The sequence below is a fragment of the Holophaga foetida DSM 6591 genome, from assembly GCF_000242615.2.
In the GTDB taxonomy this organism is placed as follows: domain Bacteria; phylum Acidobacteriota; class Holophagae; order Holophagales; family Holophagaceae; genus Holophaga; species Holophaga foetida.
Window position 1 is genome coordinate 1327365 of the sequence record NZ_KI912268.1, and the last position, 15892, is coordinate 1343256.

A 15892-nucleotide genomic window follows, 5' to 3' on the forward strand; every position below is an offset into this window, starting at 1 on the left:
AGCGGATCTGACACCACGCTAGAAGCGGATTCCCCCGTAGACGCTCACCTCGAAGTTGGGGGAGAGGCGCTTGAGAAGATCTTCGTCGTTGTTGGCATCCCCGCTCTTGTTGGTCACGGGCAGCGCCACCTCCAGGCCGAAGACCGGCTGCACCAGGGGGAGAGGCATGCTGAACCCCACACGGCCCGTGATCCAGGGGCGCACTTGGGTGGTGCTTTCCATCCCAGCCATCTTGAGCTTCTCGGCCCGAAGCTCAGCGCCAGCCCCCAGGACCACGCCCATGCGCCACTGGGCCTGGAGGCCGAGGCTGTAGCCGGTGTTCTTCATCTCACCCGTGGAACCATTCTGCTCAATGTCAGCGGTGGTCTGGGCGTGATAGCCCGCCTGGAGCTGGAGCTGAGCGGGACCGAGGCCCACCAAGTCACGGCCGTAGCGGAGGGAGATGCCCACCGGCTGCTCGGTCGTGATGTTGGCCGCCGAGTAGTCCCGAGTCATCTGCTTGGACACAATAAGGTTGAGTTCATTGTCACTGGCGGAAAGAGTGGCCGCAGAAACCAGCACAAAGCCGATCAGTGTGGGACGCATGATCGATTCCTCCGTTTGAACGAATGTGCATTCAAGTATAGGTCTGAGGCTTCAAACGTCCAAAAAAAATGCCAGGACGCTTTCGCGTCCTGGCAGACAGAAGAAGTGCAGAGTCTAGAAGCGGACGCCGCCGTAGACGCTGACTTCGAAGTTGGGTGAGAGGCGCTTGAGCACATCCTCATTATTGGAAATGGAGTCGGCGCTTTTATTGGTCATGGGTATGGCAACTTCAAGTCCGACGACCGGCTGCACCAGGGGGAGGGGAATGCTGAAGCCCACCCGGCCAGTCAACCAGGGGCGGATCTGGGTGGTGCTGCCAAGAGTGGTGGCCTGAAGGCGCTCGGCCCTCACCTCAGCACCCGCACCCAGAACAACCCCCATGCGCCACTGGGCCTGGAGTCCAAGACTGTAACCCGTGTTCTTGAATTCGCCAGTAGTGGAGCCACTCTTGAAGTCAGCCGTGGTCTGCCTGTGATAGCCAGCCTGGAGCTGGAGCTGGGCGGGGCCGAGGCCAATCAGATCCCGACCGTAGCGGAGGGTCACACCCACAGGCTGGTCGGTGCTGTAGCTTGAGTAGTCCCGGGTCAGTTGTTTGGAAACCAAGAGATTGAGCTCATTGTCGCTGGCGGAGAGGGTCGCGGCGGACACCAGAGCGAGGCCAAGCAGTGCGTAGCGCATGGTAGATCTCCAAAGACAGGCTGGGATTAGAGTTTATCGAAGTCGACACCTCCTGACCATAGAAAACCGGATCTTCAGCGTTGGCCGTTGCACCTTCTAAGGTGCAACAATGGAAAGCATGACTGGACCTGCGCCCCTTCCCTTCCGCGTTTCCATCATTGATTACCTCAATGCGGCGCCCCTGAACTATGGATTCAAGCGAGGCCTGGGCGAAAACGTCTTCCAGATGAAGTTCCATGTGCCCGCGGTGTGCGCGGATCGACTGCGCGCGGGTGAAGTGGACGCCGCTCTCGTCAGTTCCATCGAGTATCTGCGGATCCCCGATCTGAAGATCGTGCCGGGCCTCTGCATCGCCTCCCCCAGGCGGGTCCGCAGCGTCCTGCTCATGTCCAAGGTCCCCACGGAGCAGATCCGCACCGTGGCCCTGGACACCTCCTCCCGCAGTTCCGTGGCCCTGGTGCAGATCCTGCTCCGGGAGCGCTATGGGCTTGATCCCCAGGTGCAGGACATGGCGCCGGGACTCCCCGCCATGCTGGCGCACTGCGATGCCGCCGTCATGATCGGCGACGGCGCCATGCGGGCCAATAAGGAGGGCCTGCTGGTCATGGACCTGGCGGAGGAATGGCACGCCTGGACGGGCCTCCCCTTCGTCTTCGCCCTGTGGACCGTCCGGAGCGGGGCCCCGGAGCTGCCCACCCCGGGCGGCGTGGGCCCCTTCTTCCACCGGAGTCTTGAGATGGGCCGGGCGAACCTGGATGTGCTGGTGGAAGAGGCTCGCCGTTCCGTGGGCTGGACCGCCGGGGAGCTGCGGGAATATTTCACCGAGAACATCAGTTACAGCCTGGGAGCCCGGGAGCGGGAGGGCCTCGCCCTCTTCTACGAAAAGGCCGTGCGCCACGGACTGGCCCCACAGGAGAAGCCGTTGAGCTTCCTGTAGCTGTACAAAGACAGCGGCGACACCCACGAGGGAACGTCGCCGCCGGAAGTGCAGCCGGTCTACCGAAGGGTGATGTAGCCGCGGTACTGGCTCAGGTTGTCACTGGTGGCGTAGTCGGTGAGGAAGACGCTGGCGAACTCGTAGTCGGAGGCCAAGAAGGGGAACTTGTCCTGCTTGGCCCAGGTGGGCTTGGGCAGGGCGGCGGCCTTGGTCACGGCGGCGGCATACCACTCATCGGGACCATCGAACCACATCTCGACCACACGGTTGAAGGAGCAGCCGTTAACGTTCTGGATGATCTTGCTGCTGAGGATGCGATTGACCTCGGGCATGGCGGCGAAGGCGGGGGCCACTTCCTCCAGGAACCACTTGTCGCCCTGCTCCTGGCTGACGCCCTCGGGGTACTTCATGACGAACTGCCAGCGGTAGTTGGGACCGTCGGCAATAGTGCGCATCTTGCCCTTGATGTCCTCTTCCCACCAGAGGGGCACGAAGGCGAAGATGAAGGGCTTGGCGCCCTGGCCGCCCTTGGCGGAGCGAGCCTCATCGCCCTCCAGCTCCACGGCGCCATCGGACTCGTCGGGCATGTTGCCCTGCCAGCGCAGCACGTCGATGGGAAAGACCTCCTTGAAGGTCTTGACGGCAACGGCCTGCTGGAAGGGATTGCACTGCCAGTAGTGCTCGGTCAGCTGCATCTTGATGGTGCCGAAGCGCTCGCCTTCGGGGGGAACCGGCAGGGCGTTGTAGAAGGCGTACTTGGTCACGTAGGGACCGAACTGGGAGATGCTGTCCGGAATGTGGATGCGGTAGAGCCAGTTCTGAAGGAGATGGCGGTACTTTTCCTTGGACAGGCCCACGTAGATGAGACTACGCATGGGGCAGAATTCGACGGTCATCGTGATGCCTCCTTATTGGGGGGGGTGAAAGTTATTCAAAATTCAGGATTGCTGGATGAGTTCGACCAGGTTACCCGTGTTGTCCCGGATGAAAGCGACCTGATCGCCTTCCATGGGGAAGAGGTCCATGGCGACATCCACACCCTTCGCCTTCAGCTCGGCCATGGCCGCTGCCAGGTCTTCGACGGCATAGGCCACATGCTTGAAGCCCTGGGTCTGAATGTCCAGGTTGGGGGTGCGGCGATCAGCCGGAAGCGGCTTGCACTCGGTGTGCTCAAAGAGCTCAAGACTCCAGCCGTCCCGTTCCAGGAAAGCGACCCTGGCCTTCAGCGGGGGAATGAATTTGTTGGAGACAAGCTGAAAGCCCAGCATGGATTGGTACCAGGCGATGGAGGCATCCATATCGGCCACACTGATCCCCCCGTGCAGAGGCTTGATGGGGAAGGTCGATGGCAGGTTCTGCTCACAACCACAGGAGGATTCCATGCTTTTTCTCCTTTTCGGGGGAGGGTCAGAGTCAAGATCTTAAGTGTCGCGACATGTATGTGGCCCCAGAATACAGCTATCCCCGGAAACCTGCAATTCTATTCCTTTAGCATTGAGTCATAAATTGTACGTAATTCCAACGTAGTCTGCTTTACCTGTTCCACATAGGCTGGATCCAGATGGCCGTACGCATCCTGGTTGAGCTGGAGGACGACAGGCACCAAGCGTTCCCACAGGGCCCGCCCCTCCGGAGTCAGATGGACAATGTAGGAACGACGATCCGCAGGATTGCACTCCCGGCGCACGAAGCCCTTCTTCTCCAGCTTCCAGATGACTCGAAGGGTGGAGGGCAGATCCCGCTCCAGGTCAAGCATGAGCTCGGTTGGCGTCACGCCATCCTTTTCTTTGAGGCCTGCCAGCACGCCCCACTGCACAGGGGTGATGTCATAGGGAGCCAAACGACGGGCCATGGCATTGGTAGCCGCTGTGGCCACTCTCGCAAGATTGAAGGCAAAGGAATCGAAGAGAAGGTATTTGATCACACCTAAATGATGCCACAAGTAGGTCCCAGGACCTCCAGAATGCGCCGTGCCTGGGCCCGGACCTCGTCCACACCGAGGGGGAACGGTGTCTCAGAACTGGGACGCTGGCTGTCCATGTTCTGGATCTTACTGAAGGCCACCAAGTTGAGACAGAAGAGCTCGTCAGCGACTTCAAGGCGCTGGAACTCTGCCGCCAGGCCAGCAGCGTTGTGACTGAAGGGCTGGACACCTCGATTCACGAGCTGACCGTAGAGCATGGACTCCAGCCCCAGCAGCACCCTCTGATAGAGGAGTTCTGCTGTGAAGCGTTCAGCCCCCTCCGGGTTCACCACCCCGGAGACGAACTTGGCCCCTTCACGGATGTAGTCTTCTGGACGCTTCTCGGATTCAAACATCATGGATCGGTCACTCCCCAATCCCTATGATGCCTACCCCATGGTCTTGAGCGCCTCGATAATGCCGGAGATGTGATGTTCGGCGATGGAGGCATCCAGCTGACAGGTGCCCACCTTGTGGTGACCTCCCCCCCCGTGGATGAGCAGCAGGGCCCCGATATCGCTCTGGCAGGTGCGGTTGAGGATGCTGTGCCCCACGGTCAGGACGATGTTCTGGCGTCCGCGGCCCCAGAGGATGCGGGCGGAGACATTGGCTTCAGGAAAGAGGGCGTATTCCACGAAACGGTTGCCGCAGGGGATCTCCTCGACGGAACGGAGGTCCGTCACCAGGACATTCCCATCCATCCGGCTGTGGGCCTTCATCATGGCCTCGTAGGCTTCCTCCTGCTGGAAGTACCGCTCCACGCGCTCCTGCACGTCCGGCACCTGGAGGATCTCCTCCATGCCCAGAGTGCGGCAGTAACCGATCATGTCCTTCATCAGGCCGTGGTTGCCAATGCGGAAGTCCCTGAAGCGCCCCAGCCCCGTGCGGGGGTCCATGACGAAGGAAAGCAGCACCCACCCCGACGGGTTCAGGACCTCCTCCCGCGTCAGGTTCCCGGAATCGCTACGGTCCACCGCGTCCATCAGGCCGCTCTCGTCGAACTTGCGGAACCTCTCGGCCCCCCCGTAGTAGTCGTAGATGATCCGGGCGCAGCTGGGGGCCTCCCGGGAGGCGCCGACGAACTCGATCTTCTCGTCCTCCATGGCCAGACGCTGATCCTCGCTGCAATGATGATCGAACCATAGGCCACAGCCCCTTGCGTAGGGAACATTGGTCAGCACATCATCAGGCCCCACCTCGATCTTCCCGTCCTGGACATCCTTGGGATGGACGAAGAGGAAGTCATCGATCAGTCCGATTTCTTCAAGAAGTGCTGCACAAGCCAAGCCGTCGAAGTCCGATCGGGTGATCAGGCGCATGAATACTCCAGGGAAAGTGTCCCCATTCTACGCATGGTAAATCCCGTTTCCAGCAGGATTTCAGGGACACACTGCCCCATAATCGCAACATCGTCTCCCAAGACGAGGAGCCAAGCATGAGCCTGACCGCCCTCTTCCATGACCACCTGAGCGAAAGGATGCACTGGGTCGCAACGGCCCTCTCAGCCACCCGCTTCGATACGCTGATCATCTCCAGCGGTGAGCCTTTCACCTACTTCGCCGATGACCAGGAAGCCCCCTTCAACACCACCCCCCACTTCCGCCACTACTGCCCCCTGGAGGGCCCCCACCACGTCCTGAAGCTCCAACCGGGCCGGAAGCCCCAGCTGATCCGTTACGCCCCAGAGGATTTTTGGTACGAGCAACTCCCCCTGGGAAACCCCTTCTGGCTGAATGACTTCGACCTGGTGGAGGCCCCCACAGTGGACGCGGTCTGGGAGGCCGTGGGCAAGCCCATGCGCGGGGCCTACGTCGGCAACGAACTGGTCCGGGCCACCGGGGCGGAGCTGGAACTCAACCCTTCGAGTCTGATGTCCTACCTGGACTGGGGCCGGGCCCTCAAAACCCCCTACGAGGTGGCTTGCACGGAGGAAGCCACGATCCTGGGCGCCAAGGGACATGAGGCCGGGCGCAAGGCTTTCCTGGCCGGAGCCTCCGAGTTGGAGATCCACTACGCCTTCGTGCAGGCCGTCGGCTGCCTGGACCACGAACTCGCCTTCCCCAGCATCGTGGCCCTGGATGAGAAGAGCGCCACCCTGCACTACGAGAAGAAGCGGGGCTTCCGGAAGGGCCGGGTGCTGCTCCTCGACTGCGGAGCCCGCCACCTGGGCTACCCCTCCGACATCACCCGGACCACCGTGAAGGACAGCTGCGACACTCGCTTCCAAGCCCTGAGAAACGGTGTCGAGAAGCTGGAACGGGAGCTCTGCGACGAGGTGATCGCCGGGAGGCCCTGGGGCCAGGTCCACCACCTGTCCCACCTCAAGATCGGCGCCCTGCTCCAGGAGGCAGGCATCCTGAAGGTCGATGCCGAGGAGGCGGTGGCCAAGGGGTTCACCCGCCCCTTTTTCCCCCACGGCCTGGGGCATTTCCTGGGCATCCAGGTCCACGATGTGGCGGGGAAGCTGGCCTCGCCTGACGGCAGCGTCCAGCCAGCCCCCCCGGCACACCCCTACCTTCGCACCACCCAGACCCTGACCCCCGGGCACCTCATCACCGTCGAACCGGGACTCTACTTCATCCCCATGCTCCTGCGCCCCTTCCGCGAAGGCGACAACGCCAGCCGCTTCGACTGGAAGCAGATCGACGAACTGACCCCCCTGGGCGGCATCCGCATCGAGGACAACGTGCTTGTGACCCAGGACGGGCCAAGGAACCTCACACGGAAGCACCTGCCCGATTAATGAGGGATCAGAAACACTCCACCCTGGAGATCTCCACGTAGGTCTTCAAGGGGTCCACCAGGACATCATCCAGGCGGTCCTTGTCCAGGTGGTAGGTACGGTCATCGGCGGTGTGGAGAGGCTCCCCCAGAGGATCGAAGACGTGGTTCCCCGCCCCGGAGAAGATCTCGCCGGGGAATTCGGAAGCGGCCACGCAGCACCCCAGGGTGTAGATCCCATTCTCCATGGCCCTCGCCCTGAGCAGGGTTTCCCAGACGTGATCCCGACGCCAGGGCCACCAGGCGACGGCCACCAGGGCATCGCACTGGCTCTGGAGCCTCAGGGTCCTGGCCTGCTCGGGAAAGCGGATATCACTGCAGGTGAGGAGCCCCAGGGTCCAGTCCTGCACCTTCACCGCCGCATAACAGTTCCCTGGATCCCAGACCTCAAGCTCGCCATGGGGCGCAAAGAGGTGAACCTTGTCGTAGTGCCCCAGTTCCTTCCCTCCCCGCCAGATGGTCATCCGGTTCCGGCGATCCTCCGTGAAGGATCCGAAGACGAAGGTGGCCCCAGGATGATCCCCGCTGATGCGCTGGAAGATGGGGCGGACCTCCTGGGGCGGCAGTTCCCGGGTGTAGCCGTGGAGAAAGGCCTCGGGAAACACCACCAGATCGGCTCCATTCCGGGCCGCATGGTCCGCCTCCAGCTCGAAGCGGATCAGGTTGGAAGCCACCTCCAGGCAGATGAAGCGGGAAAGATGGACTCGCATGGGACACCTCGGGGAGCTCTCTATGCCAAGCATAGTCTTTCGGGGAGACGGGGGAAGACGCGTCGGGCCGTGACCTGAATTCGGAACCATCGCCGGGAAAACCGCACAGAAACGCTAACCAGGCGGCCTTTGGTCACCGCCCTCCCCACACCCAGTCCTTCTGCCCCAAGCCCCTTTGGCGGTAGAATGGCGGGTTTGAGCGAACCCTGCTCCGGACCGGAAGGCACATGAAAGAATCCAGTCACCCCCTCCCCACGATCTCGATCATCATCCCGGCCAAGAACGAAGTGGACAATATCCGTCCACTCGTGGCCGAGATCCGGACCGCCATGGACGGGGCCTTCGACTACGAACTGGTCTATGTGGATGACGGCAGCACGGACGCCACCTGGGAAACCCTGCTGGCCCTGAGAGGTGAAGGCTATGACCGCCTGCGCCTCCTGCGCCACGAGCGGAGCTCCGGCCAGAGCCTGGCGGTGCTTACGGGTGCCAGGGCCGCCCGGGGGACCTGGATGGTGGTCCTGGATGCCGATGGCCAGAACGATCCAGCCGATATTCCCGGCATGCTCCGCGCCCTGTTGGCCGCAAACGCACAGGATCCCCTCACCGTGGGCATCATCGGCCATCGGGTGAACCGCCGGGACGACTGGGTCAAGCGCATGTCCTCCAGGATCGCCAACAGCTTCCGGAACGGGCTGCTCCAGGATGGCGTACCCGACGTGGGCTGCGGCCTCAAGGCCCTGCGGCTGGACTGGTATCTGCGCCTCCCCGGCTTCAACCATATGCACCGCTACATCCCAGCCCTGGTGCAAGCCCAGGGGGGGCGGATGATCGTCCACCCCGTCAACCACCGTCCCCGGGTGGCCGGAGTCTCCAACTACGGCGTCTGGAACCGCCTCTGGGTGGGCCTGGTGGACGTCCTCGGGGTCTGGTGGCTCAAGCGCCGCTCCAAGGCCGTGGTGATCCGGGAAACCTTGCCATGAGTCCTATGGACACCCCCATCCCCTGGCTCCAGTGGACAGGCCTGGTGGTCACCGCCTGGAAACTCATTGGATACATCGGCGCAGCCCTCTTCGGGGGCCGGTGGCTGGTGCAGTTCATCGCCTCCAAGCGGGCCGGCAAGCCGGTCATGCCGCGCCTCTTCTGGTACATGAGCGTGGTGGGCAGCCTGATGACTCTCAGCTACTTCCTGTTCTCGGCCAAGAAGGACTCGGTGGGGGTCCTGCAGAACCTCTTCCCGTCTTTCACGGCCCTGTACAGCCTCTACCTGGACATCAAGCACCGGGGTTGGAACCGCGAAAAGGCGACCCATTGATGCCGAACGATGCCTTTGCCATGAACGGCCCCGAAAGCGAGCGCCGAGCCCTGCTCCTGCTCCTGCTCTTCGGACTGATCATCTTCGGGGCGGGGATCGGGCTTCGGGACCCCTGGCCCGCTGATGAACCCCGTTTCGCCCTGGTGGCACGCCAGATGGTGGATTCCGGACATTGGCTCTTCCCCATGCGGGGCGGGGAGCTCTACCCCGACAAGCCGCCCATGTTCATGTGGGCCATCGCCTGCTTCTACAAGCTCACGGGTTCCCTGCGGGTGGCCTTCCTGCTGCCCTCGGCCCTGGCTTCCCTGGGCACCCTCGCCCTGGTCTTCGACCTGGGGCGGCGCCTCTGGGACCGGGCCACGGCCTGGCGGGCTGGCCTCCTGATGCTCCTCGTCGTCCAGTTCACCCTCCAGGCCCGCACAGCCCAGATCGATGCCCTCGTGACCTTCTTCATCACCCTGGGGGTCTATGCCCTGCTCCGCTTCCTAACGGAGGGCGGCTGGGACTGGTTCGCCCTGGGCTGGTTCGCCGCAGGGCTGGGAATCATCACCAAGGGGGTCGGGATCCTGGCCCTCTTCGTCCTGATTCCGGCCCTCTGGACCCATCGCCAGGAACTGAAGGCCGCAGGTGGCAAGGCGTGGGCCAAGGGGCTCGTGGGCCCCCTCTGCCTCCTGCTGGCCATGGCGCTCTGGGTTGTGCCCATGCTTCTGGTGGTGAAAGCCAGCGGGAACCCGGATTTCCTGGCGTACCGCAACAACATCCTCTTCCGCCAGACCGTCACCCGCTATGGCGCCTCCTGGCACCATGTCGCCCCCTGGTACGACTACATCGTCTCCGTGATCCCAGGTTTCTGGCTCCCGGTCTCCCTGCTGCTGCCATGGCTGGTGGCGCTTCCCTGGTTCAAGGCCGTCCGGGAGGGAGACCGCCGCATCACCCTGCTGCTTGGCTACCTCGTCCTGGTACTGATCTTCTTCTCGTGCTCTGCGGGGAAGCGGGGGGTCTATATCCTCCCGGCGGTCCCTGCCCTGGTCCTGGCGACGGCACCCTACCTGCCGGAACTGCTGGAGCGCCCATGGCCCCGTCGCCTGTGGTGGGGATTGGCGGGTCTCCTGACCCTTCTGGCCGTGGCTCTGCCGGTGATCTTCTTCGCCAAGCCGGAACTCACCGGGAAACTCGTGGAGGCCGGAGCCCAGGCCCCCACCCTGGCGGCCTCACTCCTGGCCCTGGCCTGCCTGGCGGCCATGATCACCTTCCGCCGCTCCATCCTCGCGGCCCTGGGGACCATCCTGGCCGCCCTCTGGCTATTCGTCGGCTTCGGAATCAGTCCCGCCATCAATGAGGCCAGGACCCCCGCAAGCACCATGAGGCGGATGGAAGCCCTGACCCCTCCGGGCTCCCAGGTGGTCCTGGTGGCCTACAAGGAGCAGTTCCTGCTATTTACAGGGCGCCCCCTGAACCACCTGCCCTATCTCATGCCTTTCCCCCAGCAGGCCCTTCTGGCGGCCCACTGGCAGGCGGAGGGAGCCGACCGCTGGGTGATGGGACCCCAGCGACACCTGTCGGGGCAGTTCGACCTGAGTCAGGCCCAGCCCCTGGGCAAGCGCCACGGCGAGAACTGGCTCCTCCTCCCCCCGGGTTCCGCCCGCCCCAAGGGCACCGTCCCCGAGGGACCCATTCACAGATTCATCCCATACGCGCAGAATTAGCCCATGAAGATACTCCTCACCGGTGCCGCCGGATTCATCGCCCATCATGTGGCCGAACGCCTGCTGGACCAGGGCCTGGAGCTCGTGGGTGTGGATAATTTCACACCCTACTACGACCTGACCCTGAAGGAGGCCCGATTGGCCCGCCTGGAGGGGCGGCAGGGCTTCCGCTTCGTCCGGATGGATCTGTCGGATCGGGCCGCGACTGCCGCCCTCTTTGAACAGGAGCGTTTCGACCGCGTCATCCACTTGGCGGCCCAGCCTGGGGTCCGGTATTCCCTCGAGCACCCCTTCGACTATGTGGACGCCAATCTGACCGCCCATCTGGCGATCCTGGAGGGCTGCCGCAACACCGGCGTCGGGCACCTCATCTACGCCAGTTCCAGCTCGGTCTACGGCATGAACCGGGAGACCCCGTTCAGCACCGCCCAGCGCACGGACCACCCCATCAGCCTCTATGCCGCCACCAAGAAGGCCAACGAGATGATGGCCCACAGCTATGCCCACCTCTTCCGGATCCCCACCACCGGCCTGCGGTTCTTCACGGTCTATGGGCCCTGGGGACGACCGGACATGGCCACATTCTCCTTCACCCGGGCCATCCTGGAAGGCCGCTCCATCGATGTCTACGGCGAAGGCGCCATGAAGCGTGACTTCACCTATGTGGGCGATATCGCCGACTCCGTAGTGGCCCTTCTGGAACGCCAACCGGAGCCCGACCCGACCTGGACCGTGGAGACCGGCGATCCCGCCGCCAGCTCAGCCCCCCATCGGATCTACAACATCGGCAACGGGGAGCCCGTTCTCCTGATGGACTTCATCCACACCCTGGAACGCCTCCTGGGAAAGGAGGCCAAGCTGGTCATGAAGCCCATCCAGCCGGGAGATGTCCTGGAGACCAGCTCCGACACCTCCCCCCTGACGGCGCTTCTGGGGCATCGGCCCTATACACCCCTGGCGGTGGGCCTGGGGCACTTCGTCCGCTGGTACCGAGACTTCTATTCCCTCTGAAAGCGCCCATGAATCCCCACATGAAAGCCCTTCCCCTCATCGTCACCGGCGTCCTCCTGAACGCCTTCGCCCAGATCGTCATGAAGAAGGCTGTCCAGGCCGAGGGGATGCAGTGGAGCCTCATGCCCCTCATCCGCCTCTTCCTGAACCCCTGGATGCTGCTCTGCCTGACCTGCTACGCCCTCAGCGTGGTGGTGTGGGCCGCCGCCCTCAAGTTTGTTTCGGTGAACTTCGCCTATCCCTTCCTGGCCTTGGGCTTCCTGGCCAACGCCTTCATGTGCCGCCTCATCCTGGGGGAGTCCATCCCGACCATGCGCTGGGTGGCTCTGGCGATCATCATGGCCGGGGTGGGCCTGCAGGCCTATAGTGGGAAGAACGAGGCCACCCCCACCCCCCCCACGGGCCGTTCCAGGTAGCCAGACGACTGCTCCCATGCTCATAGCCACCCAGTTCAAGCCCATGCCTTTCGAGTGGCCCCTGCCTGGGCAGGAGCCGAGGGATTTCCGGGTCCTGGTGGTGGACGATCAGGAGATCGTGCGGATAATGCTGATCAAGATCCTCCAGCGGAACGGCTTCGAGGTTCTGGAGGCGGCAAGTGGCCCGGAAACCTTGACCCTTCTGGAGCGGGAGCGGGTGGACCTGATCCTGAGCGACATCAAGATGCCGGGCATGAACGGCATCGAACTGGTGAAGGCCATCCAGCCCCGGATTCCCGAGACCTCCATCGTGATGGTCAGTTCCCTGGACAACGTCGAGATGTCCATGGAGTGCCTCCGGCTCGGAGCCTACGGCTATGTCCTGAAGCCCTTCAAGACCAACGGCATCCTGGTGGCCGTGGCCAATGCCCTGCGACGACGGATGCTGGAACTGCACTTCCGGGACCGGGAAGCCATCCTGGCCCAGAAGGTACGGGAGCAGACCACTGAGATACGACAGAGCCGCGAGGAGATCGCATTCCGGCTCCTGGCGGCCAGTGAGCACCGGGACAACGAAACCGGCGCCCACGTGCGACGCATCGGCCTCTACGCCGCCGCCATGGGGCGCATACTGGGCATGGACGAGAACACCCTGGAGCACCTGGGGGCCGCGGCCCAGATGCACGATATCGGCAAGATCGGCGTCCCCGACCGCATCCTCCAGAAGGACGGGCACCTCACCCCCGAGGAGTGGATCATCATGAAGACCCACACCACCATGGGCGCCAATATCCTGCGGGATTCCGCCGTCCCCTTCATCGAGATGGGCGCCCGCATCGCCGCATGCCACCATGAGAAGTTCGATGGCACGGGCTACCCCGCAGGCCAAGCCGGAGTAGCCATTCCCATCGAGGCGCGGATCACCGCCCTGGTGGATGTCTACGATGCCCTCAGCAGCAAGCGGATCTACAAACGGGCCTGGAGCGAGGAGGCGACCCTCCAGTACATCCGGGAAAACCGGGATCGCCATTTCGATGGAAGGCTGGTAGACGTGTTCCTGAACCATTTCGAGGCATTCCGGGCCATCCTCAACGCACACCCGGATCAGTTCGCCGGAGAAGAATACCTGAGATGAATTCAAGTATCCGGATACTGGCCGTCAATCCCGGGTCCACCTCGACCCGCATAGCGCTATTCGAAGGCACCTCAGAGCAGGCCTCCTCCGAGCTCACTCACCTCCCTGTGGATCTACGCTGCCTGCCGAACATCCAGGACCAGCTCCCCCTTCGCCTGCGGGCTATCCAGGGCTTTCTGGAAGCGCAACAGGTCCAGGTGGCCAGTCTGGACGCCGTGGTGGGCCGAGGGGGGCTCCTGCACCCCCTTCCCCACGGAACCTACCGCATCAACGAACGGATGCTGGAGGATCTCCGGACGGGTGTCCAGGGACAGCACGCATCCAACCTCGGCGGGCTTCTGGCTTTCGAACTGGTAAAAGACACCGGGAAACCGGCATTCATCGTGGATCCGGTGGTGGTGGATGAGCTTCTGGAGCGGGTCCGCATCACAGGTCTGAAGGGAATCCGTCGACGGCCCATCAGCCACGCCCTGAGCCAGGTGGCCAGCGGGCACCGCTTCGCTGCGGAGCGCAGCAGCCGCTACGACGCCCTCAACCTCATCGTGGCGCATCTCGGGGGAGGCATCTCCGTAGGAGCCCACCACCACGGACGATGCGTGGACGTCAATGACGCCCTGGGGGGTGAAGGCCCATTCTCCCCCCAGCGGACAGGCTCCCTGCCAGCCTTTCCACTGATCGACCTCTGCTATTCCGGTCGGCACAACCGGGATCAGGTGCGCCGCATGGTGGTGGGAGAGGGGGGCCTCATGAACCTCCTGGGCACATCCGATGTCCGGGTCCTCACCCAGCGCTATCTGGCAGGAGAGAGCGAAGTCGTGGAGGTCCTGGACGCCATGGTCTACGCCATCGCCAAGGCCATTGCCGCCCTCTGGCCCGCCTTCGACGGCGAGTCCGTGGACCAGATCATCATCACCGGCGGCGTGGCCCGGAGCGAACCCCTGATGGCCAAGCTTCTGAAAGGTCTGGCGGCCCTCCCTGCGGGGATCACCCTCTACCCCGGCGAGAACGAGATGCTCGCCCTGGCTGAAGGCGCCCTGAGGGTGCTGGAGGGCCGGGAAGAGGCGAAGGACTACGCGCAGCGGAACTGATGCCAATTGCAGTCATAGCAGACGATTTCCCGATTATCGGCTTTGCTCAGCCGAAAAAGACATGAGCTGGGATGCCCAGGATAAAAGGGATGAAAAGCAGCTGACAGGAGGCTCGGCGCTCTGGCTAGGTTCAGGAAGGGCGAGGGGGCTATGGCACGTGGGCGTGCCTACGCCCCCTTGCCCTTCCTGAACGCGTGCGGCTTTGCCGCGCGCCCCCGCATAGCGGGGCGGGCCAGATCGCCTTTGTGAACCATCGTTGCCCGCTGATTGCTTTATCCTGTTCATCCTTTGCATCCCAGCTGAAGTCATTGCCTTTCGGTGCCTGCCAAAGGCCTTCCTAGCCCCTCGGGTTTGGCTGAAGCAAACCGATAATCGGGTAGGCTTTTCTCCTCGGGGAAACCGGGATCCGTGGCCCTCAAAGCGCCGGGTGGACCGACTATTTCTCCTGGAACAGCTCGATCGACTCCCCATCCGGGCCGGTGAAGAACGCAATCCGGGCTGGCAGGGGCGGCGCGCTGGGAATGACGATGTCTTTGGGTTCGACCGTGACAGGAGCACCCGCGGCCCTGACCCGTTCGAGAAGCCCCGCGCAGTCACGGCTGCGCAAGGCCAGGTGGAACCAGTGGGCTTCAGGTTTCAGGGGGGGAGTTCCCCCCGCGAAAACTTCCAGATAGTTGCCTGATCCTGCATCCAGCAGGGCACCGCGCCCTTCTCCTTCACCCCAGGTCCGGGCCAGCGGAAAACCTAGCACCGTTGTGTAGAAGGCCAGACTCCGGTCGAAATCACTGACCCGGATGGCCACATGGTGAAAGCCTGCAATGCCAGCGTCTGGTGATGCCACGGAACACTCCTGAAACGCCTCGGCTCTTCACGAGGCCACAAGCATGATAGAGCCGATCTCCGCTGGGGTGAGCAGAAAGGCGGCGGCCCGGTCGGCCTGTGCAACAATCAACCTTGGAAATCATGTGCGACAAGGACCCCAATGACTGCATCTGCCAAAAAAGCCCCCAAGAAGGAAAAGGATAGGAAGCAGTCCCCGGAGGAACGGCTTGAAGCCAACCGCTACAACCAGATGATGTACGGTCCGACCGCAGGTGAGCTGAGACCAGTCCCCAAGAAAACCAATTACGGGGCTCCTTACCTCAAGCATCCGAAATTCCAGGAACTGATGACAGCCTTCAAGAAGGGCTCCGCCTTCAAGTTTGATGTTTCCGACAAGAGCAAGGTCTACACCGTCTCCACCAGGGAATCACAGATCCTGTTCGACGATAAAGTCATCTACTACTGTCGGCCCTTGAACAAGCACGAACAGAACCTGTTGCTGGACAGATCGGTAACCATCCAGCACCAGACCAATGAAGTCCTGGTCCACCTGGTATTCGCCGTCCTTCAAAGCCTCCCGGAGCTCGGTCCCATGCAGTTATCCTTCCGGCTCAACCAGTTCCAGTATGGTTCGGAAACCCTGGAGGCTGGCATCGCCACCCAGGGCCCCAACCTTCTGCTGGGCTCCTTCAAGCACATCAAGGCCCAGGAAAAGACCAGAACCTAGAAAAAGCGCCCGGCGGAA

General features: G+C 62.8%; 19 protein-coding genes. 10 read left to right on the forward strand and 9 right to left on the reverse strand.

Features of this window, described 5'->3' with window-relative positions; genetic code table 11:
- Positions 1 to 18: 18 nt before the first annotated feature.
- On the reverse strand, positions 19 to 585 hold the full coding sequence (locus HOLFODRAFT_RS0205655; protein WP_005036740.1) for a hypothetical protein: 567 nt from the start codon (positions 583 to 585) through the stop codon (positions 19 to 21).
- A gap of 114 nt (positions 586 to 699) precedes the next feature.
- Complete coding sequence (locus tag HOLFODRAFT_RS0205660) at positions 700 to 1263, reverse strand: hypothetical protein (RefSeq protein ID WP_005036739.1); 564 nt, start codon at positions 1261 to 1263, stop codon at positions 700 to 702.
- 118 nt (positions 1264 to 1381) lie between these two features.
- Here HOLFODRAFT_RS0205660 and HOLFODRAFT_RS19660 point away from each other — a divergent pair, with 118 nt between their 5' ends.
- A complete protein-coding gene (locus HOLFODRAFT_RS19660; protein ID WP_052572484.1) occupies positions 1382 to 2200 on the forward strand; it encodes a menaquinone biosynthetic enzyme MqnA/MqnD family protein in 819 nt (272 codons plus the stop codon).
- Between the two features lie 59 nt (positions 2201 to 2259).
- Here HOLFODRAFT_RS19660 and HOLFODRAFT_RS0205670 read toward each other — a convergent pair whose 3' ends face one another.
- The 5 genes from HOLFODRAFT_RS0205670 to HOLFODRAFT_RS0205690 all read right to left on the reverse strand — a co-directional run bounded on the left by HOLFODRAFT_RS0205670 (position 2260) and on the right by HOLFODRAFT_RS0205690 (position 5482).
- Positions 2260 to 3096 carry a hypothetical protein gene (locus HOLFODRAFT_RS0205670; RefSeq protein ID WP_005036737.1) on the reverse strand — a complete coding sequence of 279 codons (837 nt, stop codon included), beginning with the start codon at positions 3094 to 3096 and terminating at the stop codon, positions 2260 to 2262.
- A gap of 42 nt (positions 3097 to 3138) precedes the next feature.
- Positions 3139 to 3582 (reverse strand): VOC family protein, encoded by a 444-nt coding sequence (locus HOLFODRAFT_RS0205675; protein ID WP_005036736.1) that lies wholly within the window; start codon positions 3580 to 3582, stop codon positions 3139 to 3141.
- Positions 3583 to 3680: 98 nt separating this feature from the next.
- Complete coding sequence (locus tag HOLFODRAFT_RS19665; protein ID WP_005036734.1) at positions 3681 to 4142, reverse strand: MarR family winged helix-turn-helix transcriptional regulator; 462 nt, start codon at positions 4140 to 4142, stop codon at positions 3681 to 3683.
- Positions 4127 to 4522 carry a hypothetical protein gene (locus HOLFODRAFT_RS0205685; protein WP_005036733.1) on the reverse strand — a complete coding sequence of 132 codons (396 nt, stop codon included), beginning with the start codon at positions 4520 to 4522 and terminating at the stop codon, positions 4127 to 4129. The genes HOLFODRAFT_RS19665 and HOLFODRAFT_RS0205685 overlap by 16 nt, the downstream gene beginning before the upstream one ends.
- Before the next feature lie 30 nt (positions 4523 to 4552).
- Entirely contained in the window at positions 4553 to 5482 is a 930-nt protein-coding gene (locus HOLFODRAFT_RS0205690) for a hypothetical protein (protein ID WP_005036732.1), read from the reverse strand.
- 116 nt (positions 5483 to 5598) lie between these two features.
- Between HOLFODRAFT_RS0205690 and pepQ the strand changes: the two genes are divergently transcribed.
- Positions 5599 to 6906, forward strand: coding sequence for a Xaa-Pro dipeptidase (pepQ, locus tag HOLFODRAFT_RS0205695; RefSeq protein ID WP_005036731.1), 1308 nt, complete (start codon positions 5599 to 5601; stop codon positions 6904 to 6906).
- Between the two features lie 7 nt (positions 6907 to 6913).
- Here the strand turns inward: pepQ and HOLFODRAFT_RS0205700 are convergent, their stop codons facing one another.
- Positions 6914 to 7654, reverse strand: coding sequence for a nitrilase-related carbon-nitrogen hydrolase (locus tag HOLFODRAFT_RS0205700; protein ID WP_005036729.1), 741 nt, complete (start codon positions 7652 to 7654; stop codon positions 6914 to 6916).
- A gap of 227 nt (positions 7655 to 7881) precedes the next feature.
- On the opposite strand from HOLFODRAFT_RS0205700, the gene HOLFODRAFT_RS0205705 reads away from it, so the two are divergent.
- Genes HOLFODRAFT_RS0205705 through buk form a run of 7 tightly spaced genes read left to right on the forward strand, consistent with a single transcriptional unit; the run spans position 7882 to position 14325 of the window.
- Entirely contained in the window at positions 7882 to 8637 is a 756-nt protein-coding gene (locus HOLFODRAFT_RS0205705; protein ID WP_005036728.1) for a glycosyltransferase family 2 protein, read from the forward strand.
- Entirely contained in the window at positions 8634 to 8969 is a 336-nt protein-coding gene (locus HOLFODRAFT_RS0205710; RefSeq protein WP_005036727.1) for a lipid-A-disaccharide synthase N-terminal domain-containing protein, read from the forward strand. The genes HOLFODRAFT_RS0205705 and HOLFODRAFT_RS0205710 overlap by 4 nt, the downstream gene beginning before the upstream one ends.
- Positions 8969 to 10675 carry an ArnT family glycosyltransferase gene (locus tag HOLFODRAFT_RS19670; protein WP_005036726.1) on the forward strand — a complete coding sequence of 569 codons (1707 nt, stop codon included), beginning with the start codon at positions 8969 to 8971 and terminating at the stop codon, positions 10673 to 10675. Before HOLFODRAFT_RS0205710 ends, HOLFODRAFT_RS19670 begins: the two co-directional genes overlap by 1 nt.
- 3 nt (positions 10676 to 10678) lie before the next feature.
- Positions 10679 to 11686 carry an NAD-dependent epimerase gene (locus tag HOLFODRAFT_RS0205720; RefSeq protein WP_005036725.1) on the forward strand — a complete coding sequence of 336 codons (1008 nt, stop codon included), beginning with the start codon at positions 10679 to 10681 and terminating at the stop codon, positions 11684 to 11686.
- A gap of 20 nt (positions 11687 to 11706) precedes the next feature.
- A complete protein-coding gene (locus tag HOLFODRAFT_RS19675; protein ID WP_148300371.1) occupies positions 11707 to 12102 on the forward strand; it encodes a DMT family transporter in 396 nt (131 codons plus the stop codon).
- Between the two features lie 16 nt (positions 12103 to 12118).
- Positions 12119 to 13237 carry an HD domain-containing phosphohydrolase gene (locus HOLFODRAFT_RS19680; RefSeq protein ID WP_005036722.1) on the forward strand — a complete coding sequence of 373 codons (1119 nt, stop codon included), beginning with the start codon at positions 12119 to 12121 and terminating at the stop codon, positions 13235 to 13237.
- Positions 13234 to 14325: a butyrate kinase gene (gene buk, locus HOLFODRAFT_RS0205735; RefSeq protein ID WP_005036721.1), complete on the forward strand. Its 1092-nt coding sequence runs from the start codon at positions 13234 to 13236 to the stop codon at positions 14323 to 14325. The genes HOLFODRAFT_RS19680 and buk overlap by 4 nt, the downstream gene beginning before the upstream one ends.
- Before the next feature lie 436 nt (positions 14326 to 14761).
- Here the strand turns inward: buk and HOLFODRAFT_RS0205740 are convergent, their stop codons facing one another.
- Positions 14762 to 15166: a VOC family protein gene (locus HOLFODRAFT_RS0205740; protein WP_005036720.1), complete on the reverse strand. Its 405-nt coding sequence runs from the start codon at positions 15164 to 15166 to the stop codon at positions 14762 to 14764.
- Positions 15167 to 15307: 141 nt separating this feature from the next.
- Between HOLFODRAFT_RS0205740 and HOLFODRAFT_RS0205745 the strand changes: the two genes are divergently transcribed.
- Entirely contained in the window at positions 15308 to 15874 is a 567-nt protein-coding gene (locus HOLFODRAFT_RS0205745; protein ID WP_005036718.1) for a hypothetical protein, read from the forward strand.
- Positions 15875 to 15892: the final 18 nt, after the last annotated feature.

Excerpts from the sequence above, each read along its gene's own strand:
- HOLFODRAFT_RS19680 (WP_005036722.1), top strand. The coding sequence starts at position 12,119 with ATGCTCATAGCCACCCAGTTCAAGCCCATGCCTTTCGAGTGGCCCCTG.
- HOLFODRAFT_RS19675 (WP_148300371.1), top strand. The coding sequence starts at position 11,707 with ATGAAAGCCCTTCCCCTCATCGTCACCGGCGTCCTCCTGAACGCCTTC.
- HOLFODRAFT_RS0205655 (WP_005036740.1), bottom strand. The coding sequence starts at position 585 with ATGCGTCCCACACTGATCGGCTTTGTGCTGGTTTCTGCGGCCACTCTT.
- HOLFODRAFT_RS0205685 (WP_005036733.1), bottom strand. The coding sequence starts at position 4,522 with ATGATGTTTGAATCCGAGAAGCGTCCAGAAGACTACATCCGTGAAGGG.
- pepQ (WP_005036731.1), top strand. The coding sequence starts at position 5,599 with ATGAGCCTGACCGCCCTCTTCCATGACCACCTGAGCGAAAGGATGCAC.
- buk (WP_005036721.1), top strand. The coding sequence starts at position 13,234 with ATGAATTCAAGTATCCGGATACTGGCCGTCAATCCCGGGTCCACCTCG.
- HOLFODRAFT_RS0205660 (WP_005036739.1), bottom strand. The coding sequence starts at position 1,263 with ATGCGCTACGCACTGCTTGGCCTCGCTCTGGTGTCCGCCGCGACCCTC.
- HOLFODRAFT_RS0205675 (WP_005036736.1), bottom strand. The coding sequence starts at position 3,582 with ATGGAATCCTCCTGTGGTTGTGAGCAGAACCTGCCATCGACCTTCCCC.
- HOLFODRAFT_RS0205710 (WP_005036727.1), top strand. The coding sequence starts at position 8,634 with ATGAGTCCTATGGACACCCCCATCCCCTGGCTCCAGTGGACAGGCCTG.
- HOLFODRAFT_RS19660 (WP_052572484.1), top strand. The coding sequence starts at position 1,382 with ATGACTGGACCTGCGCCCCTTCCCTTCCGCGTTTCCATCATTGATTAC.
- HOLFODRAFT_RS0205670 (WP_005036737.1), bottom strand. The coding sequence starts at position 3,096 with ATGACCGTCGAATTCTGCCCCATGCGTAGTCTCATCTACGTGGGCCTG.
- HOLFODRAFT_RS0205745 (WP_005036718.1), top strand. The coding sequence starts at position 15,308 with ATGACTGCATCTGCCAAAAAAGCCCCCAAGAAGGAAAAGGATAGGAAG.
- HOLFODRAFT_RS19670 (WP_005036726.1), top strand. The coding sequence starts at position 8,969 with ATGCCGAACGATGCCTTTGCCATGAACGGCCCCGAAAGCGAGCGCCGA.
- HOLFODRAFT_RS0205690 (WP_005036732.1), bottom strand. The coding sequence starts at position 5,482 with ATGCGCCTGATCACCCGATCGGACTTCGACGGCTTGGCTTGTGCAGCA.
- HOLFODRAFT_RS0205705 (WP_005036728.1), top strand. The coding sequence starts at position 7,882 with ATGAAAGAATCCAGTCACCCCCTCCCCACGATCTCGATCATCATCCCG.
- HOLFODRAFT_RS0205720 (WP_005036725.1), top strand. The coding sequence starts at position 10,679 with ATGAAGATACTCCTCACCGGTGCCGCCGGATTCATCGCCCATCATGTG.
- HOLFODRAFT_RS0205700 (WP_005036729.1), bottom strand. The coding sequence starts at position 7,654 with ATGCGAGTCCATCTTTCCCGCTTCATCTGCCTGGAGGTGGCTTCCAAC.